The organism is Roseibium sp. ROS1, assembly GCF_054658215.1.
Window position 1 is genome coordinate 413,942 of the sequence record NZ_BAAGIG010000001.1, and the last position, 21,359, is coordinate 435,300.

The following is a 21,359-nucleotide window of genomic DNA, read 5'->3' on the forward strand; positions in this document are numbered from 1 at the left end:
GAGAACCGTCATGCGCCTGAAAAGCCTGGTTCCCATCCTGTACATTCTCTTCCTGATGTTGCCGATCTACTGGCTCGTCGCGATGAGCTTCAAGACCACCAACGAGATCCTGTCCGGGTTCACGCTGTTCCCGCAGACCTGGACCTTCGCCAACTACATCGAGATCTTCACCGATCCGACCTGGTACTGGGGCTACATCAACTCGATCATCTACGTGACCATCAACACGGTCATTTCGATCACCGTCGCGCTGCCGGCAGCCTATGCATTCTCCCGCTATTCCTTCGTGGGCGACAAGCACCTGTTCTTCTGGCTGCTGACAAACCGGATGGCTCCGGCGGCCGTCTTCGCGCTGCCCTTCTTCCAGCTCTATTCCGCCGTCGGCCTGTTCGACACCCATCTTGCCGTTGCACTGGCACACTGCCTGTTCAACGTGCCGCTGGCGGTCTGGATCCTGGAGGGTTTCATGAGCGGGGTGCCGAAGGAACTGGACGAAACCGCCTATGTGGACGGCTATTCCTTTCCGCGCTTCTTCATGACGATCTTCCTGCCGGCCATCAAGTCCGGCGTCGGGGTGGCCGCCTTCTTCTGCTTCATGTTCTCCTGGGTGGAAATGCTGCTGTCCAAGACACTTACCGCCGTCGAGGCGAAACCCATTGCCGCCGTGATGACCCGAACCGCTTCCTCCGCCGGTTACGAACTGGGTCTGCTGGCGGCCGCCGGGACCCTGACCATCATTCCCGGCGCCATCGTCATCTATTTTGTCCGTAACTACATTGCCAAGGGCTTTGCCCTGGGGAGGGTATGATGCTCGGTTGGATGGCCTGGACCCTGCCGACGGCTCTGCTGTTCGTCGGTATATTCTCCGCAATCGGGGTGCTGACTGCTCTGGAAGTGAAATTTCCCGGTGGCGCTGCCCGGCGCGGTGTCCTGGGACTTGAAACGACCCGGGGTGACCGCCTCTTCATCACCTTGCTCGGAACGGCATATATCTTCCTGGCCTGGCTTGGCCTGGTGGGCAACCCACTCTGGTGGCCGCTCGCTCTGAGCATCGGTTGGGGCGTCTTCTGCTTCTGGAAAGTCTGACGTGAATAAAGGCGCGCGGGTTTCCCGCGCGCTTCGTCCATCAGGTGGTCTCGATCAGGGGAGAAACCCGAACACCTTCGTCGACTAAAGACATAGTAATTTCCGATATTCTGGTGCATGAATAGATGCGTAAGCCACATCCATTCCGCAATCGGTGCAGGACTGTAATGAGAAAGCGTAAGAGCAACGAGTTTTTGACCGAAGTCGAACTGGAGTTCATGACCGAACTCTGGAAACTCGGCGAAGGTTCCGTGCGGGACATCCTTGCATGTCTGCCGCCGGAGAGAAAACTCGCCTATACGTCCTGCGCCACCATCATGCGGATCCTGGATGAAAAAGGCTTCGTGGACAGCCGCAAAGAAGGCAAGACATTCATCTATTCCCCTCGGCTGACCAGGGATACCTACCAGTCCCGATCTCTCCGAAACCTTTCAGAAAAACTGTTCGATGGCACGCCGGCGTCCCTCGTGGCCCGACTTGTCGATGAATACGAACTATCGGGAGACGATCTGGAGGAAATCAGAGCGTTGCTGGACAGGAGGAGGACAGATGACGCTACTTAACCAGATTTTCGATATCTATATCGATCTGAACATCACACTGGCCATTACCGCAATGGTGTGGCTGAGCGCCAAACTTCTGCTGGCCCGTTCCGGCAAGAAGGTCGACTTTTCCGTACAGCTTGGGCTGCTGAACGGCTTGTTCGCCCTGATCCTGCTAACACCCTTCGCCGTCATGGGCTACCAGCACATGCTGTCGGCGGAGGTGGTCCCCCGGACCATGTCCGTCAACCTGGCCGATTACGCCGTGTCGCAGTACCTGCGTGGCGGCATCGCCATTTCGGCGGAAGACTTCCAGTCGCTGCTCGGGCTGCGCACGCAGATCAGCGAAACGATCCTGACCCTGTCTACAGGTCTGGGTGCCGGGATTGCTTTGGCTTTCGTGGCCGGATTCAGCTATTTCGCGCTGAAGCTTGTCGTCAGCTTCGTCCGATTGTACCGGGTGCTGGCAACCTGCCATGAATGGCGGAGCAATGGCCGTGTGCTGTTGCTGCTGTCGGATCGCGCAATGGTGCCGTTTTCCGCACGTGGGCTGAGGCGCCACTACGTGGTCATTCCGTCCGACCTGCTGGCCGAGCCGGAAGACCTGAAGCTGGTTCTCAAGCACGAGTTCCAGCATCTTCGCCAGGGCGATGTCACCTGGGAAATCGGGCTTGAACTGCTGCGCCCGCTGTTCTTCTGGAACCCGTTCTTCTACATGTGGAAGTCGGAAGTCGAGCGTCTGCGTGAACTGGCCTGCGATCAAAAGGTCGCCGAAAACGCCCATGTGGACCTGAGGTCCTATTGCATGTGTCTGCTCCGCGCCGCCCAGGCGGGGATCCGCAAGCGCCAGGACAAGGAAGCGCGCAAACGTTCCGTCGGGATCGCAGCCGTTGCCCTTTTGGAGGTGCAGGACAAGCTGCTTCGCCGTTCCCCGGCCGCGAAACTGCGCCGCCGCGTGGAGGCCTTGCTGGAGACCAATCGGGTTCGTCCTCATTGGGGCGTTACCTGCCTGGCCGTGCTGCCCATGGTGGCGGTGGTTTTCCTGTCGGCACTATCGATCCAGAAACCGGCGGACTGGAGCCAGGACCGGCTGATGCTGTCGGCCATCATCAATCTGGAACGCCTGGAAACCAGAAACGGTTCGAACGGGCAGCAAGCCTACAATACTTTTGCGCAGCGCCCGCTTCGCTGAGTGATCCAGCACTGCTCCGGGCGGAAAGTCGTCCGGAGCAGGAGCATTTCCCCTCTGTTCCACAAACCTTGAGGCCTTTCTCCGACAGGCTACCTCGAGCTCCCGTTCGGGCTGCGCGTGCCTCGATTGCGGGTCATTCAATAATATCCATCTGGAAATCATTCGCCATTCAGGGGATTACTGAACCGTGCCTGCACAGGGGCGGTGCCTCGTGGCTGGCGAGAAATGAAGGTCATCGTCGGCGGCGATGTCGGGCAATCCAGAGATCTTGAGCGCGTGCAAGAAACAGGTCCATCCAGGTCAGCCAAATCCATACGGATCAGGGGTCTTGTCCAGGGCGTCGGGTTTCGGCCGTTTGTCTGGCAGCTTGCAAGAGGTCTGGACCTTGCCGGTCATGTGCTGAACGACGGCGAAGGTGTGCTGATCGAAGCAAGTGGTGACGAGCGCTCGCTTGACCTTTTTCTGAGTCGTCTGCAATCGGGTGCGCCACTGCTGGCACGTATCGACCAGATTGTTGTGTCCGATCTGGCAGGTGCGCCCGATGCCAGAGATTTCAGAATTCTGCCGAGTGAAGAAGGCAAGGTCGCCACTGGCGTGGTGCCGGACGCCGCAACATGCCCGGCCTGCCTGGCCGACATCCGAAACCCGGCCGACCGGCGTTACCGCTATGCCTTTGCCAATTGCACCCATTGCGGACCGCGTCTGTCCATCCTGCGGCACATTCCTTATGACCGGGCCTCGACAGCCATGGCGGCCTTCGAAATGTGCCGGGCGTGCCGCATCGAATATGAAAACCCGGCTGACCGACGCTTCCATGCCCAACCGATTGCCTGTCCGCAGTGTGGGCCGAAATTCTGGTTTGAAGACAAAGACGGATGTGCCGTTGATGGCGATCCTGTCGTCCTTGCCGCCGAGCGGCTCGGGCGCGGTGCCATTCTGGCGATCAAGGGTCTTGGCGGGTTTCAGATAGCGTTCGATGCAGGCAATCAGAGCGCCATTGAAAAGCTGAGGTTGCGCAAGCACCGTCCGGTGAAGCCACTCGCCCTAATGGCGCGGGATCTGGACCAGATCCGGGACTTCGCCTTGGCTGATGCAAAAGAGGTGGAGCTGCTGGAAAGCCCGGCGGCACCGATCGTTCTGCTTAAGAAAGCGGCTGCACCACTGGCGCCCGGTATCGCCGGTCCGTTCGACCGCCTGGGTGTCATGCTGCCGAACACCCCATTGCACCATCTGCTGATGGCCGAGCTGAAGGGGCCGATTGTGCTGACCTCCGGAAATCTTTCCGAGAACCCGCAGGAAACACAAAACGCATGTGCCCGGCACAACCTTGCAGGCATTGTCGACGGGTTCCTGATGCACAACCGCGACGTGGTCAACCGGCTGGATGACAGCGTCGTTCGTCAGGATCGATCCGGCGTTTCCATCCTGCGCCGCGCGCGCGGATACGCTCCGTCGCCGATCCGTCTGCCCACTTCTTTCGAGGGGGCGCCGAAGGTTCTTGCTCTTGGGGGAGAGCTGAAAGCGACCTTCTGCCTTCTCGACGGCCGCAACGCAGTCCTGTCGCAGCATATCGGCGATCTTGAAAACGCGCCGACCCTTGCAGACTACAAGAAGATGCTGAGGCTCTATCTGGACCTCTACCAGTTCGAGCCTGATATTGTCGCCGTCGATGCACATCCTCAATATCTGTCGACGCGGACCGGCGAAGACTTTGCCCGGGAGCGTGGCCTGCCGCTGGTTCGGGTGCAGCATCACCATGCGCATCTTGCGGCCTGTCTGGCTGATCAGGGGCAAGACCAGGCGATGCCAGGGACCGTTCATGCCGTTGTTCTGGACGGGCTAGGCTGGGGTGCGGACGGGACGGTCTGGGGCGGTGAAATCCTGCAGGGAGGCTACGGCGGCTTCGTGCGGCGTGGCCATTTCCGGCAAGTGTCGTTGCCGGGAGGAGAGGCCGCAAACCGGGAGCCGTGGCGCAATCTGGCAGCGCAACTGTTTACTGCCTTTGGAGTGAACTACCGCGCCAACCTGGTGGGAACCGGTCTGGAAACCAGGTTTGCCGGCCATCAGGCAAAGCTGCTTGATCAGATGATGCAGAAAGGTGTCAACGCACCGATGACGTCCTCTGCCGGGAGACTGTTTGATGCGGTGGCTGCCGCGCTTGATATTTGTCCGGACAAGCAAGGCTTCGAAGGTGAGGCTGCAATGCAGCTGGAGGTGCTGGCGCGCGCCTCCGTGGCTGGCAAGGAAGGATATCCGGTGGAGGTGACGACGTCGGAGACCGTATTGCTGTCGTTCGACAAGGTCTGGCCTGCGCTTCTTGGCGATCTCAAATCGGGGGTGAAGCATGAGACTATCTCCGCGCGCTTTCACCAAGGCCTGATCGACGGCCTTGCGCGCGGCCTGTCGGCTGCAGGCGCAAGACCATCCGGCAAGGTCGTTCTTTCCGGTGGCGTTTTCCAGAACGCCTTCTTGCGCGACGGCCTGACCGAGAAGCTGGAAGCCGATGGCTACACCGTTCTCAACCACAAAAGTGTGCCCGCCAATGATGGCGGCCTTGCGCTCGGTCAGGCGGTGATCGCAGCAAATTTGCAAGCGCCCTCAACCTTCGATGACTGATTTTTTGCCCTGACTGAAGGTCCTTGAACGCGCCTCGGTCAGCAGGATCGCCTGATAGGCCATCAGGTACCATCTGCCCCGATTTTAAGCAGGTTGATCTTCCTCAAAGACGTTTTCCTGCAAGTCTGGAAGCGTGGAACCACTCGGAAATTTCACAAGTGTATTGCGGGTCGTTGCCATCATGTGCTGCAGTCCGGTTTGATCTCAAATCGATTTAGCGGCAGGGCACAACACCAGCCAATCACGCCGGACGGAACGGTCATCGCCTACGCGGGTGCAATCTGCTTTGGGTATCAGGAGGGAGGGGCCATGGACAACGGGCACAAGACCGGGAACGGGGTCTCCACGGCCATCTGCGGAACCGCGCCTGTTCCTGCCGAAGAGATCGAAGCGATCTGCGCGCAATTCGGCAACGACAAGCACCGAATGCTCGACATCCTGCGCGAGGTGCAGGACCGCTACCGCTGCATCGCCCCGGCCACCATGGACCATGTTGCCGCCTTTACCGGTCTCACCCGGATCGAGGTGGAGGGTGTTGCCAGTTTCTATTCCTTCCTCTCCCTGGCGCCGAAAGGCAGGGTCACCATTCGGCTGTGTGACGATATCGTCGACCGGTTCTCCGGGGTGTCAGAGATTGCCTGTGTTTTTGAAGAGGAGCTTGGGCTTAAAATCGGCGAAACCAGCAACGACGGTGCGTTTTCGCTGGAATACACTCCCTGCATCGGCATGTGCGATCAGGCACCGGCCGCGATGGTCAACGACATCGTCCTGACGAAACTGACGCCGGAGACCGCGCGCAGCGCCGCGCAGGCGCTGAAGGCGGGCCGAAGCCCGGAGCAATTGATCAGCGAAAGGTTCGAGGCGCTGACACCATCCGAACGCGCCTTGCATATGGTCGACAACAACATCCGCCATGCGGGTGAAGTGCTGTTGGGGCCTGTTCCAGAAGACGCCGGGCTTGCCAAGGCGGCCACGATAACACCGACGCAGATCATCTCCGCAATCGAGGAAAGCGGGTTGCGCGGCTGTGGCGGCGCGGGCTTTACCACCGGCCGGAAATGGCGTTTTGCCGCCAGCGAGCGTGCCGAAAAGCATTTCGTCATCTGCAATGCCGATGAAGGCGAGCCGGGCACCTTCAAGGACCGCGTTCTCCTGACCGAACGGCCGCATCTCCTGATCGAAGGCATGACTATAGCGGCAAGGGCTGTCGGTGCGCGCGAGGGCATCCTTTATCTGCGCGGCGAATATGTCTATCTGCGCGAGCTTCTGCTTCAGGTTCTGGAAGAACGACGCCGGCGCGGTCTTCTCGGCAAGGACATTCTAGGCGTTAAGGGCTTTGATTTCGATATCCGCCTGCAGCTTGGCGCCGGCGCTTATATATGCGGCGAGGAAGGTGCGCTTATCAGCTCCTGTGAGGGCTTGCCGGGCGAACCCAAGACACGGCCGCCGTTCCCGGTGAACCGCGGCTATCTCGGGTATCCGACGGTGGTCAACAACGTTGAGACCTTCTGTCATGCCGCGCGCATTCTCGACAAGGGGGCGGCATGGTTCAATGCCATGGGCATGGAAGGCTCGCACGGCACCAAGCTGTTCTCCGTCTGTGGCGATTGCCTGAACCCGGGCATCTATGAACTGCCTTACGGACACACGGTCCGGGAATTGCTGGCGATGGTCGGCGGCGAGGATGCCGCCGCGGTTCAGGTTGGCGGACCGAGCGGGACGATGATTGCCCGCGACAGCTTTCACCGCAAACTGACGTTCGACGACCTTGCGACCGGCGGGGCGATCATCGTCTTCAACGGCGAGCGCAACGTTCTGGAAATCGTCGAATACTACATGTCCTTCTTCGTGCATGAGAGCTGCGGCTATTGCACGCCCTGCCGGGTCGGCAATGTCTTCCTGCAGAAGGCGATCCAGAAGTTCCGCAAGGGCCTCGCGAACCCGGAGGACATCGACTACCTCAAGGACCTCTCCGGTACGATCATCGAGACCAGCCGTTGCGGTCTCGGGATGACGTCTCCCAACCCGGTTCTCACCACCTTGAAGAACTTCCCGCTGGTCTATTCGGCGGTGATCAAGCCGAGCAAGGACGGCATCCGCGATACGTTCGACATCCAGTCGGCCATCGACGGGGCACGCAAGATCGCCAAGCGCCGCTCCTATATCTTCGACAAGGATTTCACCCAATGAGCGGCACGAAGAGAGAGACCGGCTTCACCTTCACCATCGACGGGGTGGAGATCACCGCCTACGCGGGCCAGACCATCATGGAAGCGGCTGACGAGGCCGGGGTCTATATCCCGCGCCTGTGCGACCACGAAGGCCTGCGCCATCAGGGCAGTTGCCGGGTCTGCACGGTGAAGGCGGGCGGGCGCAGCGTTGCCGCCTGCACCCAGCCGGCGGCGCCGGGGCAGGCGGTGGAAAACGAGACACCGCGGCTGACCAAGATGCGCCGCGATCTCGTGGAAATGCTGTTCCATGAGGGCAATCACCTTTGCCCCATTTGCGAAGCCAGCGGCAATTGCGAGCTTCAGGCCATGGCCTACCGGCTCGACATGACGGAAGCCACCAGGTTTCCCTATCTGGAACCGTGCCGGGCGCTGGATGCCTCCCATCCCGACATCGCGCTGGACACCAACCGCTGCATTTCCTGCGGGCGCTGCATTCGCGCCTCCCAGGACGTCGATGGCAAGGGCATCTTCGGTTATGTCGGCCGCGGCATTCATCGTCGGGTCGCGGTCAACGGCGAGAACCTTGCGGATACCGATGCCGAGGTGACCGATCACGCGATTTCGGCGGAGGTCTGCCCGGTTGGCTGCATCATCCGCAAGCGCGTCGGCTTCGCCGTTCCCATCGGCGAGCGGGAATTCGATCATGGCCTGATCGGTCACGACATCGAGGAGAAGCGCAAATGAGCGAGCTGCCCAAGGCCCGGATCGCGACCGCTTCTCTTGCCGGCTGTTTCGGCTGTCACATGGCGATCCTGGATATCGACGAGCGCCTGATCGAGCTGATGCAGCTTGTCGATGTCGACCGCTCGCCGCTTACCGACAAGAAGCGCTTCACCCAGCGGTGCGACATCGGCATCATCGAAGGCGGCTGCTGCAACGAGGAAAACGTGCATGTGCTGCATGACTTCCGGCGCAACTGCGATGTGCTGATCGCGCTCGGCCAATGCGCGATCATGGGTGGGCTGCCGGCTATGCGCAACGCGATCATGCATTCCGACGCGCCGCTGCGCGAATGCCTGGACGAGGCCTATATCACCGGCAAATACATCCGCAACACGACCCACAACGTGCCCAACGACCCGGCTCTGCCGCTGCTTCTGGACGAGGTTTATCCGTGTTCCCAGGTGGTGGAGATCGACTACCAGATCCCCGGCTGTGCACCCAGTGGGGACATCATCTTCGACACGCTTTCCAAGCTGCTGACCGGCAAGTTCCGGGGCTTTGAGCGTGAAATGATCAAGTTCGACTGAGGGTGATGGCGATGACTGAACCCAGACTGATTGAAATCTCTCCCGTCACCCGCGTGGAAGGCCACGGCAAGGTGACGATCCACCTCAATGCGGAAAACGAGGTGGATGAAGCCCGGCTGCACATTGTCGAATTCCGCGGCTTCGAGCGGTTCATTCGAGGCCGGCTGATGTGGGAAGTGCCGGTGATCGTGCAGCGGCTTTGCGGCATCTGCCCTGTCAGCCACCATCTGGCGGCAGCGAAAGCCATGGACATGATCGCCGGTGTCGACCAGTTGACGCCGACGGCGGAAAAGATGCGCCGGCTGATGCATTACGGCCAGGTGATGCAGTCCCACGTGCTGCACTTCTTCCACCTGGCAGCGCCCGATCTCCTGTTCGGCTTCGGTGCGCCTGCGGAAAAGCGCAACATCTTCGAGGTGATCAAGGAGAATCCGGAACTCGGCAAGCGCGCCGTCCTGATGCGCAAATACGGGCAGGAGATCATCGAGGCGACGGCAGGCAAGAAGGTACACGGCACCGGCGCCATTCCCGGTGGTATCAACCGAAACCTGCCCATTGAACGGCGGGATCATTTTCTTGCCTCGGTGGACCAGATGATCGAATGGTCCCTGGATGCGGTGAAACTCGCCAGGAACTACACACTGGAGCATGAAGACCTGGTCGCCGAGTTCGGTTCGTTCCCCTCCAACTACATGTCACTGGTGCGCGAGAGCGACGGAGCTCTCGATCTCTATCACGGCAACCTGCGGGCTCTCAGCTCCACCGGAGACATGATCTTCGATCAGGTGCCTTACACGAAATATCACGAGCTGATTGTCGAGGACGTGCGCTCCTGGTCGTACATGAAATTCCCTTTCATCACGACGCTTGGTCCGGATGTCGGCTGGTATCGGGTCGGGCCGCTGGCGCGCATGAACACGGCAGCCTTCATCGACACGCCTCTTGCCGATGCCGCTCTGAAAGACCTCAAGGCCGTGACGTGCGGTACGCCGAACAATTCCACGCTGGCCAATCACTGGGCGCGGATGATCGAGGTTCTGCATTGTGTGGAGAAGATCCGGGAGCTTCTGAACGACCCGGATCTGCAAGGGACGGACCTGATTGCCAAGGGGGACCGGCGCGAGGAAGGTATCGGGGTGATCGAGGCTCCGCGTGGCAACCTCATCCACCATTACAAGGTCGATGAACATGACCAGGTTACCTATTGCAACCTGATCGTCTCCACGACCCATAACAACGAGGGCATGAACCGCGCGGTGAAGGATGTCGCGGTCAAGCATCTTTCCGGCAAGGAGCAGATCACCGAGGGCATGCTCAACCATGTCGAAGTCGCGATCCGCGCCTATGATCCATGCCTTTCGTGTGCCACCCACGCTCTCGGTCAGATGCCGCTGCAGGTGGAGCTGTTCAATGCGGATGGCGCGTTGGTCGACAGCCGGACGCAGTGTGTGTGAGCGTGGGAGGTTCGACGATATGACAGCCTCTCAGATCGTCCACCCGGACGCAGCAAAGCGGAGATCCGGGATCGGCGAGTTCGATACTCTCTTTCGGGAAATGAATTGCCGAGAAATCTGTGCCTCCCCGATCCCGGCTCGCGCTGCGCTTGGCCGGGATGACGCTGGAAAGGGTTTTTGTAGGAACTCTGAAGAGAGGACGTCTTCATGCTTCTGATCGGATATGGCAATCCCGGGCGGGGCGATGACGGGCTTGGGCCGGCCTTGTCCGAGGCTATCGCCGTGCGCGGATTGCCGGGGTTGGAGGTCGATACCGATTATCAGCTTGTCGCCGAACATGCGCTGGCGGTCTCAGAGCACGATGTGGTGATCTTCGTTGACGCTGAGATCGGTGCCGCGGGACCTTATTCGTTCCGGGAAATCGCGCCGGGTGCACCGGAAGTGCTTGGCAGCCACAGTCTGATTCCGCAGACTGTTCTGGCGCTTTGCGATACCCTTTATGGCGCCCGACCGAAAGCCTTCGTGCTTGGTATCTCAGGCTATGAATTCGGTGAGGTAAAGGAAGGGCTGTCCGACAAGGCAGCTGCCAATCTGGCTGCAGCCGAGGCTTTCTTGCTGGAGTGGCTGCAAAAGGCAGATCAGCAGAGGGAGGCAGCCCATGCATGAAATGTCACTTTGCGAGAGCATACTCGACATTTTGAAGGATCAGGCGGCGAAGGATAGCTTTACCCGGGTGAAGCGGGTCGCGGTCGACATCGGACCGCTGTCTTGCGTCGAACCAGAGGCGCTGAAATTCGGATTCGACGTCGTCATGCGGGGCTCACTCGCCGAAGGCGCCATTCTGGAAATATCCAGGCCTTCAGCCGAGGCGCTGTGTCTTTCCTGTTTCAAGACCGTGCAGGTGAACGCACGGTTCGATTGCTGCCCGAAATGTGGTTCGGAAGCCCTGCAGGTTGTCAGCGGGGAAGAGCTGAAGATCCGGGAACTGGAGGTGGTGTGATGTGTACGGTATGCGGTTGCAGCGGGTCTCACGAACATGACCATGAGCATCACCATGGACACGCCCATTCACATGACGCAGGTCATGTCCATTTCGGCGAAGGGGAAGCCGGCGTTTCCGTTCCGGGCATGAGCCAGGCACGGCTGATCCAGATCGAAACCGATATTCTGGGCAAGAACAATTCCTATGCGGACAACAATCGTGCCTTGCTGGCCGCAAAAGGCGTTCTGGCACTCAATCTTGTTTCAAGCCCCGGCTCCGGCAAGACAACGCTGCTTGTCGAAACCTTGAAGCGGATGGCGGGCAGGATCCCGGCTGCGGTCATCGAAGGTGATCAGCAGACGTCAAACGATGCCGAGCGGATCCGGGAAACGGGAGTACCTGCCATTCAGATCAACACCGGCAAGGGGTGCCATCTGGATGCACATATGGTCGGTCATGCCTTGGAGAAGTTGCCGCTGGACGAAGGCAGCGTGCTTTTCATCGAGAATGTCGGCAACCTGGTCTGCCCTGCGGCATTCGATCTCGGCGAAGCCTTCAAGGTGGTGATCCTTTCGGTAACGGAAGGTGAGGACAAGCCGCTGAAATACCCCGATATCTTCGCCAACGCCGACCTGATGATCCTCAACAAGACCGACCTTCTGCCGCATGTCGATTTTTGCGTCGGCGCGGCGATCCGGAATGCACGACGGGTCAATCACAAGATCCAGATCCTGCAAGTGTCGGCGCGCACTGGCGGTGGCCTGGAAGGCTGGCTAGTCTGGCTGGACGGTGCCTTGAAGACGCAGGCAGCGCACGCACGCGGCCTTGCTGCGGAATAGGAGTTCTCCGTCATGTGTCTCGCCATTCCCGCAAGGGTGGTTTCCGTCGATAGCGACGACATGGCAACTGTCGCTCTGGAAGGGATCCGGAAACCGGTCTCGACAGCTCTCCTGGAGGAGGTTGCCGTTGGCGACTATGTGCTCGTCCATGTCGGCTATGCCCTGCACAAGCTCAGCGAGGAGGAAGCCGAACGGACCCTTCAGCTTATGGCGGAAGCCGGTGTTCTTGCCGAGGAGCTGGAGGAGATGGCGGGCGAGCCGGTGGTGGGGACGGACGCATGAAATACATCAAGGAATTTCGGGACGGCAAACTGGCGCAAAAGCTTGCCCTTGCAATCCGGCAGGAAGCTGATCCGGACCGGCGTTACCATCTGATGGAGTTTTGCGGTGGGCACACTCACGCCATCTTCCGTTACGGGGTGCAGGATCTGGTTCCGCAAAATGTCGAGTATGTGCATGGGCCGGGCTGCCCGGTCTGTGTCTTGCCGGTACGGCGTCTTGATGATGCGATCGAGCTGGCGCTGAAGTCGAATGTGATCCTGACCACCTATGGCGACATGATGCGGGTGCCGGGCACCAAGCAGAAGAGCCTGATCCGGGCCAAGGCCGAAGGCGCCGATATCCGGATGGTCTATTCGACCCAGGATGCCCTGCGGATTGCGCGGGAGAACCCGCAACGGCAGGTGGTCTTTTTCGCCATCGGCTTTGAGACGACGACGCCGCCAACGGCGGTCGCGATCCTGCAGGCAAAGGCGGAAGGCCTGAAGAATTTCTCCGTCTTCTGCAATCACGTTCTGACACCGCCTGCCATCGCCCATATCGTCAACGCTCCGGCGGAGCCGGGGGAGCAGGCGGTTAAGATTGACGGTTTCCTTGGGCCTTCCCACGTCAGCTCGGTCATCGGCTGGGCGCCGTATCAACCGGCGGCGCGGGACTTCAGGAAACCCGTCGTCATTGCCGGCTTTGAGCCGCTCGACGTGATGCAGTCGACCCTGATGCTGATCCGCCAGATCAACGAAGGCCGGCATGAAGTGGAAAACCAGTACACCCGGGTCGTCACGAAGGAAGGCAATCGCAAGGCCCAAAGGCTGGTTGACGACGTTTTGGAGTTGCGCCGGACCTTTGAATGGCGCGGGCTCGGCTATGTTCCTGACAGTGCCCTGAAAATCCGAGAAGCCTATGTCGACTTCGATGCCGAAGAGCGTTTTGCGCTCAGCCCGAAGGAGTCGCGCGAAGTCAAATCCTGCGAATGTCCAGCGATCCTGCGCGGGGTGAAGAAACCGACGGAATGCAATCTGTTCGGCACGGTCTGCACGCCGGACAATCCGATGGGGGCCTGCATGGTTTCCTCTGAAGGTGCCTGCGCCGCATACTGGACCTATGGCCGCAAGCGCGAGGCGATTGCCGCCGCCAAGGGAGCTGCGGCGTGACCAGCATCGATCCGCAGGCAAAATTCCGTACCGGCGCTGTCGATATGACCCATGGCGGCGGCGGCCGGGCCATGGCCGTCCTGATCGAGGACCTGTTTCACCGGCATCTAAAAAATACAATCCTGGACCAGGGCCATGATGCGGCGGTGCTTGAAGTGCCGCCAGGACGGCTCGTCATGTCGACCGATGCCCATGTGATCTCGCCGCTGTTCTTTCCAGGTGGCGATATCGGATCTCTGTCGGTCCATGGCACCTTGAACGATGTGGCCATGGCCGGTGCGAGGCCGGTGTCGCTTACCGCGAGCTTCATACTGGAAGAAGGGTTCCCGCTGGCTGATCTGGAACGGATTGTCATATCCATGGCGCGCGCAGCCCGTGAAGCCGGAGTGCCGGTGGTTTCCGGCGATACCAAGGTGGTTGAAAAGGGGAAGGGCGACGGGGTCTTCATCACAACGACCGGTGTTGGCGTTCTGCCGGAAGGCGTCTCGATTTCTCCTGCTGCGGCCAAGCCAGGTCAGGCGGTTCTCCTGTCCGGCACTATTGGCGATCATGGTGTTGCCATCCTGTCGAAACGGGAAAACCTGACCTTCGAAACCGAAATCCAGTCCGACAGTGCAGCGCTGCATGGCCTCGTCGGTTCGATGGTCGACGCGGTGCCGGGCATTTCGGTTCTGCGGGATCCGACCAGGGGTGGATTGGCAACTGCGCTGAACGAAATCGCTCATGCTTCGAAGGTTGGCGTGATGCTCGACGAGGGTGAGATCCCCGTTCGCCCGGATGTGGAAGGGGCCTGCGAGCTGCTCGGTCTCGACCCGCTTTATGTCGCCAATGAAGGCAAGCTGATCTGCATCTGCGAGGCGTCTGATGCAGACCGGTTGCTGGAGATCATGAAGGCTCACCCGCTGGGGCAGAATGCTGCGAAGATCGGTGAAATCGTGGAGGACACCGATTGCATGGTGGTCATGAAGACCGGCTTCGGCGGCTCCCGTGTTGTCGACTGGCTCTCGGGTGAGCAGCTGCCGCGCATCTGCTAAGAGCGGCACAGGCCCCAAGGCTCTTTCCCAATCCGATGCTTGGCGTCCCGGTTTGGCGCAGCCAGGACCGGGATCCGGTACACACCGGCCTTTGTGTTCCTCCAGGAGAGGCTGCTTTTTTTCTCAGTCAGGGACTTGAGAGGACGCGCTCGCAGCGCAGCTGATGACCGGATTCCGGATCTGCGGGCGGCTGCGCCTTCCTTGTCCGGAATGAGGGGTAGGGGGGCGACCGGTTTTCGGGGCTTGGCCTATCCGCCCTTTACCTTCAGCTTGCCATTGTCCTTCTTGTCCTGGCCGTCGTTGGCCCATGTGATGCGCAGGTCCAGGCGGGACTGGTCGTCTTCCGTGGTGGCTGTCACCCTGATGGCCAACAGACCTTTCGGGTGCAGGGTAATCTCGCCGGTGTCGTCACCGAATTGCAGCTCGCCCTTGGCGATGCCACGCTTGACGGCGTCGAGCAGTTTCTGGATCGATTTCCTGTCCTGCAGGGACTGGTGCCGGAAACGGCCCTTGCGTTCCATCATGACGACAATCCGTGTTGCTGGAGAATGTGCGCCGGATTGAACAGCTTGGCGTGGGGATAATCCCGGCTGATGCCGACGATGTTGCCATCCGGGCAGATGATCGTGGCGCCGGTGCCAATGCCTTCAAGACCTTCGGAGCTTCTGGAATGCCGGTCGAGCGTGATGTCCGCTTCCAGATGCAAGAGGCCGTGCTTGGACGTCAGCTCCTGTCCGCTGTGCCTGTTGACGTGCCCCTGTACCAGCATCCTGATGCCGGCAAGATGGAGATCGTCTACGCCGGTTTCGGTCAGGGGATGGTCCACATCCCGGTATTTCGTGCGCATCAGATTGGCGATGGTGCCGGAGTAGAACACGAAGGGATCTTTCCGGCTTTCCTTCCGAAAGCGGCGATTGACGTGGGCCACACCTTTTGCCGAGATCTGTGCAGCCATGTGATCATCGATACCGGCATGCACGAACAGCAGCGAGCCGCTCTGATGCACGGCCTTGAGACTTTGAAAGAACCAGGCGTAGCGTCCGCCGGGTTCAACGAAGAGTTCCCGGCATTTGAGCGCGGCAGCATACAGCTGACGAATGGTAAGGCCGACTTCGGCGGCGTGTTCCGCGAACTTGTCCGCCTTCTTCTTAAGCCGCTGCATTTCCTTGCGGATGGCCGCGTCACTCAGATAGCGTGAGGCTGCCTTCGGAAATTGTCTGGTCCACTTCTTTCCCGGAACCATCAGCGACAGGCAGGTTTCCTCGTCGGGCAGCATGGCGAGGTCGGCCGAGCTGCCGACATACCGCTCGTGTACTTCCTTCAAGAGCGGCATCACCTTCTTGCCCATGCGAACGAACATATGGGCGTTGAGCGAGCTGCGCTTGACCGTCAGGGCTTCGAGACCGAGGTAAAGCCGCAGGTCGTGGTTGCCGGCGAGGATGACGACATCGGCGCCGGTTTTCAGCAGCGCGCTGAGGCTGTCGAGAAGGTCCAGATTGCTGGGGCCCTTGTCCAGGCAATCGCCGCCGATGATGAACTGGCAGCTTCGGCCGAAGGGCGTCAGGTGAAAGTCGCTCAGACCATCTCCATTGCGCTGGATTGCACGTGCCGCCGTCAGGGATCTCAACAGGCTTTCCGCATCCGCATGCAGGTCGGAAATGAAGATTACCGGCTTTTCCGGCCAGTCCCAGGGACCAAGAGCATTTGCCCGGGCAAGGCTGCCGACAACACCGGGAAGGTTGCTTTCGGTGGTGAACTGGCCGAGGGGCAGATGCCCGATGGGCGCCAGTGGCCAGGGGACACAGCTTTCGGGCAGGCCGAGATCAATGGCTTCCGCCTGGTCCATCGGCGGCAGAAGCGGGGTCAGTGGCAGATGGGTCATCATGGCAGCAATCCGGTTCAATCCGTTGCGGTTTCAAGTGGCTGTCGAAGTTTCCAGTCACCCCGGTGGTGCACCCAGGTGCCGTCCCTCTCAAGTTTCAGGACGACGGCGCGCGCGTGGTGCATGCTGAGCTGGCGGATCTGATCAAACGTCAGCACACCCAGGCAATGGGCGGCATGTCGTATGGAAGCACCGTGGCCGACGAAGATCCGGGCACCAGGTCCTGCCTCGTCATCCAGATCTGCCATCTTCTGATCCAGGAAGGCAGCCACCCGCTGTCCGGCTTCCATCAGGCTCTCAGCGCCCTGAACCGGCAGTCTGTGATGGCTGTTCGACTTCCAGTCTCCCGGCAGCGGGGCGGTGCGTGGATCGTCTGCTATCACCTGCTCGATTTCCCGCAAGGTCAGGTTGGCAAGGGCACCGACACTGCGTTCGGCAAGAGCTTCATCCTCGGTGATCGTGAAGTCCGATCCGAGGACTTCACCAAGCGACTGGCCGAGAAACGCTGCCGTCTGCCAGGCTCTGAGCTGGCGTGAGCACAAGATCTCCGGTGCCAGCCGGATGCCTTCCTGCCGCGCGATGTCTGCAATCTCGGCGCCTAGTTCTTGTGCCTGCACCTTGCCTGCATCGGTCAGGCCATAGGGCTGCAGGGCACTCGGCGTGTCCGGTTTTTGATTGTAAGCGCCATGACGCACCAGGATGGCGAAGCGGTCTGTCATGGCGTTTGTCCCAGAAGCTCTGCACCGGCTTCAAACAGGGCATCGAAATCGATCAGTCCCTTCACTTCCCACACCTGAACACCTTCGAGCGCCCCCAGGTAGGCCTCTGTGTCGAGCGGTGTTTTCATCGGCCAGAACGGGCCTTGCGGCGTCTGGTAGAACGGGCCGGGGTTCTTCATGATCGCCGACAGAAGATCCGGCCGGTCCTTCAGATCCGTCTTGCTTACTTCGGTCGCGTCGGCGCTGTCGCGGGACCAGTTCAACACCCAGAAATCTGTCAGGCGCGCATCGTGGGAAATGCGCCCGGGACCATAGATGTCATCGATGAAGAGGTCGTATTTTTCTTCCAGGTGCCAGAGTTCGTCCGGTTCCAGGTTGCGCAGTTCCTCTTCGCGCTCCTCGTCGATAAGACCGGTCAGCCGTGCATTGGTGACGATGGTGCCCGGGTTGATGCGCGGCAGTTTCGGAATGCCGAGCGCATCGGTACTGTTGCCGGCATTGCGCACGAGAAGGCGGTCGTTGGTGACATACTGCGTGCCGGTGAGCTCCATCAGGCGCAACATCGAGGTGGACTTGCCGCCGCCGGAAAGGCCCGATATCGCAAGCCCCCTGTTGGGGGTGCGGACAGCCGCTGCATGACAGGCGACCCACCCCTGCCGCTGGAAGTGATTGAGAAACTGGGTGTTGATGAAGTTGATCACCTGGTTGGGGTGATCGTCCGTAGGGCCAAAGGCGATCGCCCAGTCGGGGGATTGCAGGAACTGCAGACCCGTGCGGACCTTCAGGATCAGGCGCCCGTTTTCAAGGTCGCAGACCGCATCCTTGCGGCCGGACTTTCCCGTTTCCCGCTCCCAGTCGGTGTACTCCGGGTCGAAGGGCAGTTCCATGGATCCGAGCACATGGACGATCCTGTCCGGTTCGCTCGGCGCGGAAATCACATGCTGGAAATAGCGCAGCAATTCGGCCAGAAGCGCCGAAGAGGTGCATCTTACCTCGACCACATGGCCGCCGACCGTGAGGCACACCGGATCGCAGTTTCGCGTTTCCCGAGCCGGGGAAAGAGCGTCGACAACGTCCTGGACGGTTATGCCGGTCATCCGCGCACCTTTTCAATTACATGGTTGGCGTAAAGCTTGGCAGCGTCGATGCCGGCGCCTTCCAGAGCTCCCTTGAAACCACCGAAGGCCGAGACCTCGAACACGACCGGTCCGTTGTCCGTCAGGCCAACATCCACGGTGGTGAAGTCGAGATCGAACGGTTCCTGCGCGCGGCGCGCCAGTTCGATCAGATCGGCATCCGGTTCGAACGGTTCGTATTTGCCACCGTGAAGAATGGTCGTGTTCCAGCTGTTTGTCTGGGCAACGCGGGCATAGGTGCCGAGATAGGACCCGCCGAGGAAAACCATGCCGAGGTCCCTGCCGGAAAGATTGACCTTCTTCTGCAGGTACATCACCGGATTGTCGGCCTTGAACGCGGCAATCTTGTGCCGGAGGGCTGTTTCGCCTTCAGTGGCATCCATCAGCGTCATGCCGCGGGCCTTTGTCGAAAACAGGGGCTTGAACACCGCACTGCCGAACCGCAGGACGGCGGCCAGGGCTTCGTCTTCGCTTTCGCTCACGCAGGTGGCTGGCATGGGAATGCCTGCATTGGCCAGGGTCACGGTGCAGCTCAGCCGGTTGACCAGGCCGAGAATGGACCTTGTGCTGGAAAAGACCTTGGTGCCGCTGGCCTCGGCAAGGCGCAACATCTCTAGCCGGTCCAGCGTTGCGGGGCTGTAGGTCTGGCTGATCTTCTTGACCACGATGCCGTCGAGGCTGCAAAGATCGATCTGCCCAGCCATCAGCGCCCTGGCTTCCAGATCCAGAACGACGTCGGCCATGTCGACCACGCAGCGAAAACCTGTTTGTGCTTCCAGGGCGTCCGCCAGAACTTCCGTCGACCATTTGCCGGGTATGCCGACAACGCCGATCCTGAGGTCAGTCAACGAAGATCTCCTTCATTTGCAGGCGGAACCGGGCCTCGGCGCCGGGTGGGCAGGCAAGGGCCTGTTCGATCAGGTAGCGGGCACGCAGCCACATGCGCCGGGCATGGGACTTGTCCAGAATGAACCGCGTCGATGTGGCAAAGGACCGGGCAAGGCCAAGGGCAAGCCGATATTCGAACGTGTCGTCACCCTGCTTGCGGGCGAAGGCTCTTACGGATTTGTAGAATGCGAGAGAGACATCGCTGATCCGCCGACGTGTTTCCCTGTCGAGCACCTGAAGCCGGTAGTTCGAAACCATGAACACGGACACGTCCTGAACGTAGTCCATGTAGCGGGAGCGATGCAGATCGACGAAGTGGATCCGGTTCTCGCCGGGGTCGTAGATGATGTTGTCGACGTTGAAGTCACCGTGGATATAGACGGAAAAGGGAGCGGTTACCCTTGCCTCGCGGTCGGCTGCCTCGGTGATCAGGGCGTCGAGCGAGGGAAGGGTTTCTCCTGCGAAATGGATGCCGGTTTCCTTGAATTCCGGGTGAACCCTGCGGACGTCTCCAAGGCGTTTGCAAAGTTGCTGCATGCTGCCGAGATCCGCCGGTTCTGCAGTCCGCGTCTGCTTCCAGACGTCTTTCAGCGTGCGCGAAAGACTGGCAAGTGCCTGAATGCGCAGGGCGTCGCCTTCGTTCAGGACGATGTGCTCGAAGGTCAGGCCAGGCAAATGTTCGATCAGGAGCGCTGCCGACTGGTCGCGTTTGCGGTAGGACAGGATTTTCGGGGCAAGGCCTGGATAGATGGAATGCCAGCTTTTCACCCCCTGGCGCTCTTCCTTGACCTTGCTCTTGTCGCCATCCTTGAAAACGGCCGTAACCGTTTCGGTCTTCTTGTCCTTGATGGCGGAAATGGAGCTTCCCGACCTGGTTTCGGCAATCGTTTCAATGGTGACATCGTCGCTGGCCGTGTCCAGGTCAGACATCAGACTTTGCAGGGCGAAATAGCGTTCGAAATTGACTGCCTGTCCGATGTTGGCGGAAATCAGCGCTTCGCTTATGGCCCGCAGGGATTCACCCATGCGCTGAAATTCGCTGGCGACCAGCAGGCTGTTGGCGATGTCGGCCGGCAACCGGTCCGGGTTGCGCATGTCGCGTGTGTAGGCCTTGAAGAGTTTGCGGTAGTCAGCCTCGATCTTGTTCTGGAGCTGGCCGATCTCTATGGCCTTTTCACTGTCCCTGCTGAGAAGGGCGTCCTCGATGCGGGCAACGCCTTGCCGGACACGACTGACAATCGCGGGATAACGTTCAGGTTCGAGCGTGACAAAGGTCTCGATGCGCTCTGCATGGCGCAAGGATTGGCGCACCAGGTTGGCGATGCGCTGAAGATCGGTGGCGACAAACTCCAGGCTGCGCAGGGTAAGATGTTTGCGATCGTTCTTTCTGGCTCCGGCCATCTGCTGGACACAGGCCGCAAGAATCCGGCTCTTCAGGTTATGGGCGTATCCGGCACGGTCCATGATCCGGCGTGCCGTCGCTGCCGTCGGTTCCTTGAAGAAGGCTTCAAGCTGTATGAGCTGACCATCGATTTCCGCGCACAGAAAACGGAGATTTTCCCGAATGGTCTTTGGGGCATTAATCATTATGGGGTCCGAGATAGACTTCGGGCTCCCGCGTACAGCCAAGTGAAAACAGTTTTGTGACATAAAGCGGACGTAGCTGTTGAGCTTCGTCGAAACCTATCCAGCGTGTCCCGACCTGATGCGGGTCCGGGCGTGGTCCCAATACCGGTTGGTAGTCTTCGGCAACGCTGCAGGCGAAAATGAAATCGAGCTGGTGCTGATATTCTCTTGTGGCCTGTTTGCGCCGATGAACTTCCGCCACATGCATCAGGTGCGACACGGTGATTGCGGCACCGATTTCTTCCACGCATTCGCGCTTCAGGCAGGCTTCAAGCGTTTCGCCCGGGTCCTGCTTGCCGCCGGGCAGAGTGAAGTACCGGCCTTTGACGGGGTGTCGCTTGTCTTGCACCAGCAGCCGGTCACCCCGGCGGATAAAGGCTCTTGGTGTTGAGCGGATGACGGGCCGAAACACGGCACCTTTTAGGGGCGCGTCACTTGCGATGGATCTCGCT

At 60.0% G+C, this 21,359-nt stretch carries 22 protein-coding genes; 15 read left to right on the forward strand and 7 right to left on the reverse strand.

The window, feature by feature from the left end; translation table 11 throughout:
* The first annotated feature begins 10 nt into the window (after nt 1–10).
* From ACYQ6M_RS01780 to hypE, 15 genes are all read left to right on the forward strand, one after another.
* The gene (locus ACYQ6M_RS01780) at nt 11–808 is read left to right on the forward strand and encodes a carbohydrate ABC transporter permease (protein WP_023003069.1); all 798 of its coding nucleotides are present in this window, start codon (nt 11–13) and stop codon (nt 806–808) included.
* Nucleotides 805–1,086: a DUF2160 domain-containing protein gene (locus ACYQ6M_RS01785; RefSeq protein ID WP_023003070.1), complete on the forward strand. Its 282-nt coding sequence runs from the start codon at nt 805–807 to the stop codon at nt 1,084–1,086. Before ACYQ6M_RS01780 ends, ACYQ6M_RS01785 begins: the two co-directional genes overlap by 4 nt.
* A gap of 167 nt (nt 1,087–1,253) precedes the next feature.
* Nucleotides 1,254–1,649, forward strand: coding sequence for a BlaI/MecI/CopY family transcriptional regulator (locus ACYQ6M_RS01790; RefSeq protein WP_023003071.1), 396 nt, complete (start codon nt 1,254–1,256; stop codon nt 1,647–1,649).
* Nucleotides 1,636–2,820: a M56 family metallopeptidase gene (locus tag ACYQ6M_RS01795; RefSeq protein ID WP_023003072.1), complete on the forward strand. Its 1,185-nt coding sequence runs from the start codon at nt 1,636–1,638 to the stop codon at nt 2,818–2,820. The genes ACYQ6M_RS01790 and ACYQ6M_RS01795 overlap by 14 nt, the downstream gene beginning before the upstream one ends.
* 225 nt (nt 2,821–3,045) lie before the next feature.
* Nucleotides 3,046–5,436: a carbamoyltransferase HypF gene (gene hypF, locus ACYQ6M_RS01800; protein WP_460071784.1), complete on the forward strand. Its 2,391-nt coding sequence runs from the start codon at nt 3,046–3,048 to the stop codon at nt 5,434–5,436.
* A 309-nt stretch (nt 5,437–5,745) separates the two neighbouring features.
* On the forward strand, nt 5,746–7,626 hold the full coding sequence (locus ACYQ6M_RS01805; RefSeq protein WP_460071786.1) for an NAD(P)H-dependent oxidoreductase subunit E: 1,881 nt from the start codon (nt 5,746–5,748) through the stop codon (nt 7,624–7,626).
* On the forward strand, nt 7,623–8,351 hold the full coding sequence (locus tag ACYQ6M_RS01810; protein ID WP_062487256.1) for a 2Fe-2S iron-sulfur cluster-binding protein: 729 nt from the start codon (nt 7,623–7,625) through the stop codon (nt 8,349–8,351). The genes ACYQ6M_RS01805 and ACYQ6M_RS01810 overlap by 4 nt, the downstream gene beginning before the upstream one ends.
* Nucleotides 8,348–8,917: an NADH-quinone oxidoreductase subunit B family protein gene (locus tag ACYQ6M_RS01815; protein ID WP_055656289.1), complete on the forward strand. Its 570-nt coding sequence runs from the start codon at nt 8,348–8,350 to the stop codon at nt 8,915–8,917. The genes ACYQ6M_RS01810 and ACYQ6M_RS01815 overlap by 4 nt, the downstream gene beginning before the upstream one ends.
* Nucleotides 8,918–8,928: 11 nt before the next feature.
* Entirely contained in the window at nt 8,929–10,371 is a 1,443-nt protein-coding gene (locus ACYQ6M_RS01820; protein ID WP_082809895.1) for a Ni/Fe hydrogenase subunit alpha, read from the forward strand.
* 207 nt (nt 10,372–10,578) lie between these two features.
* Entirely contained in the window at nt 10,579–11,037 is a 459-nt protein-coding gene (locus ACYQ6M_RS01825) for a hydrogenase maturation protease (protein WP_168685147.1), read from the forward strand.
* On the forward strand, nt 11,030–11,371 hold the full coding sequence (gene hypA / locus ACYQ6M_RS01830; RefSeq protein WP_460071790.1) for a hydrogenase maturation nickel metallochaperone HypA: 342 nt from the start codon (nt 11,030–11,032) through the stop codon (nt 11,369–11,371). The genes ACYQ6M_RS01825 and hypA overlap by 8 nt, the downstream gene beginning before the upstream one ends.
* Nucleotides 11,371–12,192 carry a hydrogenase nickel incorporation protein HypB gene (gene hypB, locus ACYQ6M_RS01835; RefSeq protein ID WP_460071792.1) on the forward strand — a complete coding sequence of 274 codons (822 nt, stop codon included), beginning with the start codon at nt 11,371–11,373 and terminating at the stop codon, nt 12,190–12,192. The genes hypA and hypB overlap by 1 nt, the downstream gene beginning before the upstream one ends.
* Nucleotides 12,193–12,204: 12 nt before the next feature.
* Nucleotides 12,205–12,474: a HypC/HybG/HupF family hydrogenase formation chaperone gene (locus tag ACYQ6M_RS01840; RefSeq protein ID WP_023003083.1), complete on the forward strand. Its 270-nt coding sequence runs from the start codon at nt 12,205–12,207 to the stop codon at nt 12,472–12,474.
* A complete protein-coding gene (hypD, locus tag ACYQ6M_RS01845; RefSeq protein ID WP_460071794.1) occupies nt 12,471–13,622 on the forward strand; it encodes a hydrogenase formation protein HypD in 1,152 nt (383 codons plus the stop codon). Before ACYQ6M_RS01840 ends, hypD begins: the two co-directional genes overlap by 4 nt.
* Nucleotides 13,623–13,666: 44 nt before the next feature.
* Nucleotides 13,667–14,656, forward strand: coding sequence for a hydrogenase expression/formation protein HypE (gene hypE, locus ACYQ6M_RS01850; RefSeq protein WP_209170159.1), 990 nt, complete (start codon nt 13,667–13,669; stop codon nt 14,654–14,656).
* A 248-nt stretch (nt 14,657–14,904) separates the two neighbouring features.
* On the opposite strand, the gene ACYQ6M_RS01855 is transcribed toward hypE, so the two are convergent.
* Genes ACYQ6M_RS01855 through ACYQ6M_RS01885 form a run of 7 tightly spaced genes read right to left on the reverse strand, consistent with a single transcriptional unit; the run spans nt 14,905 to nt 21,319 of the window.
* Nucleotides 14,905–15,180: an amphi-Trp domain-containing protein gene (locus ACYQ6M_RS01855; RefSeq protein WP_152505618.1), complete on the reverse strand. Its 276-nt coding sequence runs from the start codon at nt 15,178–15,180 to the stop codon at nt 14,905–14,907.
* Complete coding sequence (locus ACYQ6M_RS01860; protein ID WP_460071796.1) at nt 15,177–16,541, reverse strand: metallophosphoesterase family protein; 1,365 nt, start codon at nt 16,539–16,541, stop codon at nt 15,177–15,179. Before ACYQ6M_RS01860 ends, ACYQ6M_RS01855 begins: the two co-directional genes overlap by 4 nt.
* 14 nt (nt 16,542–16,555) lie before the next feature.
* Entirely contained in the window at nt 16,556–17,257 is a 702-nt protein-coding gene (locus ACYQ6M_RS01865) for a histidine phosphatase family protein (RefSeq protein ID WP_460071798.1), read from the reverse strand.
* Nucleotides 17,254–18,354: an HprK-related kinase B gene (locus ACYQ6M_RS01870; RefSeq protein WP_055656270.1), complete on the reverse strand. Its 1,101-nt coding sequence runs from the start codon at nt 18,352–18,354 to the stop codon at nt 17,254–17,256. Before ACYQ6M_RS01870 ends, ACYQ6M_RS01865 begins: the two co-directional genes overlap by 4 nt.
* Nucleotides 18,351–19,241: a GAK system ATP-grasp enzyme gene (locus ACYQ6M_RS01875; RefSeq protein ID WP_460071800.1), complete on the reverse strand. Its 891-nt coding sequence runs from the start codon at nt 19,239–19,241 to the stop codon at nt 18,351–18,353. The genes ACYQ6M_RS01870 and ACYQ6M_RS01875 overlap by 4 nt, the downstream gene beginning before the upstream one ends.
* On the reverse strand, nt 19,234–20,868 hold the full coding sequence (locus ACYQ6M_RS01880; RefSeq protein WP_460071802.1) for a phosphotransferase: 1,635 nt from the start codon (nt 20,866–20,868) through the stop codon (nt 19,234–19,236). The genes ACYQ6M_RS01875 and ACYQ6M_RS01880 overlap by 8 nt, the downstream gene beginning before the upstream one ends.
* Complete coding sequence (locus tag ACYQ6M_RS01885) at nt 20,861–21,319, reverse strand: NUDIX domain-containing protein (RefSeq protein WP_460071804.1); 459 nt, start codon at nt 21,317–21,319, stop codon at nt 20,861–20,863. The genes ACYQ6M_RS01880 and ACYQ6M_RS01885 overlap by 8 nt, the downstream gene beginning before the upstream one ends.
* Nucleotides 21,320–21,359 lie beyond the last annotated feature (40 nt).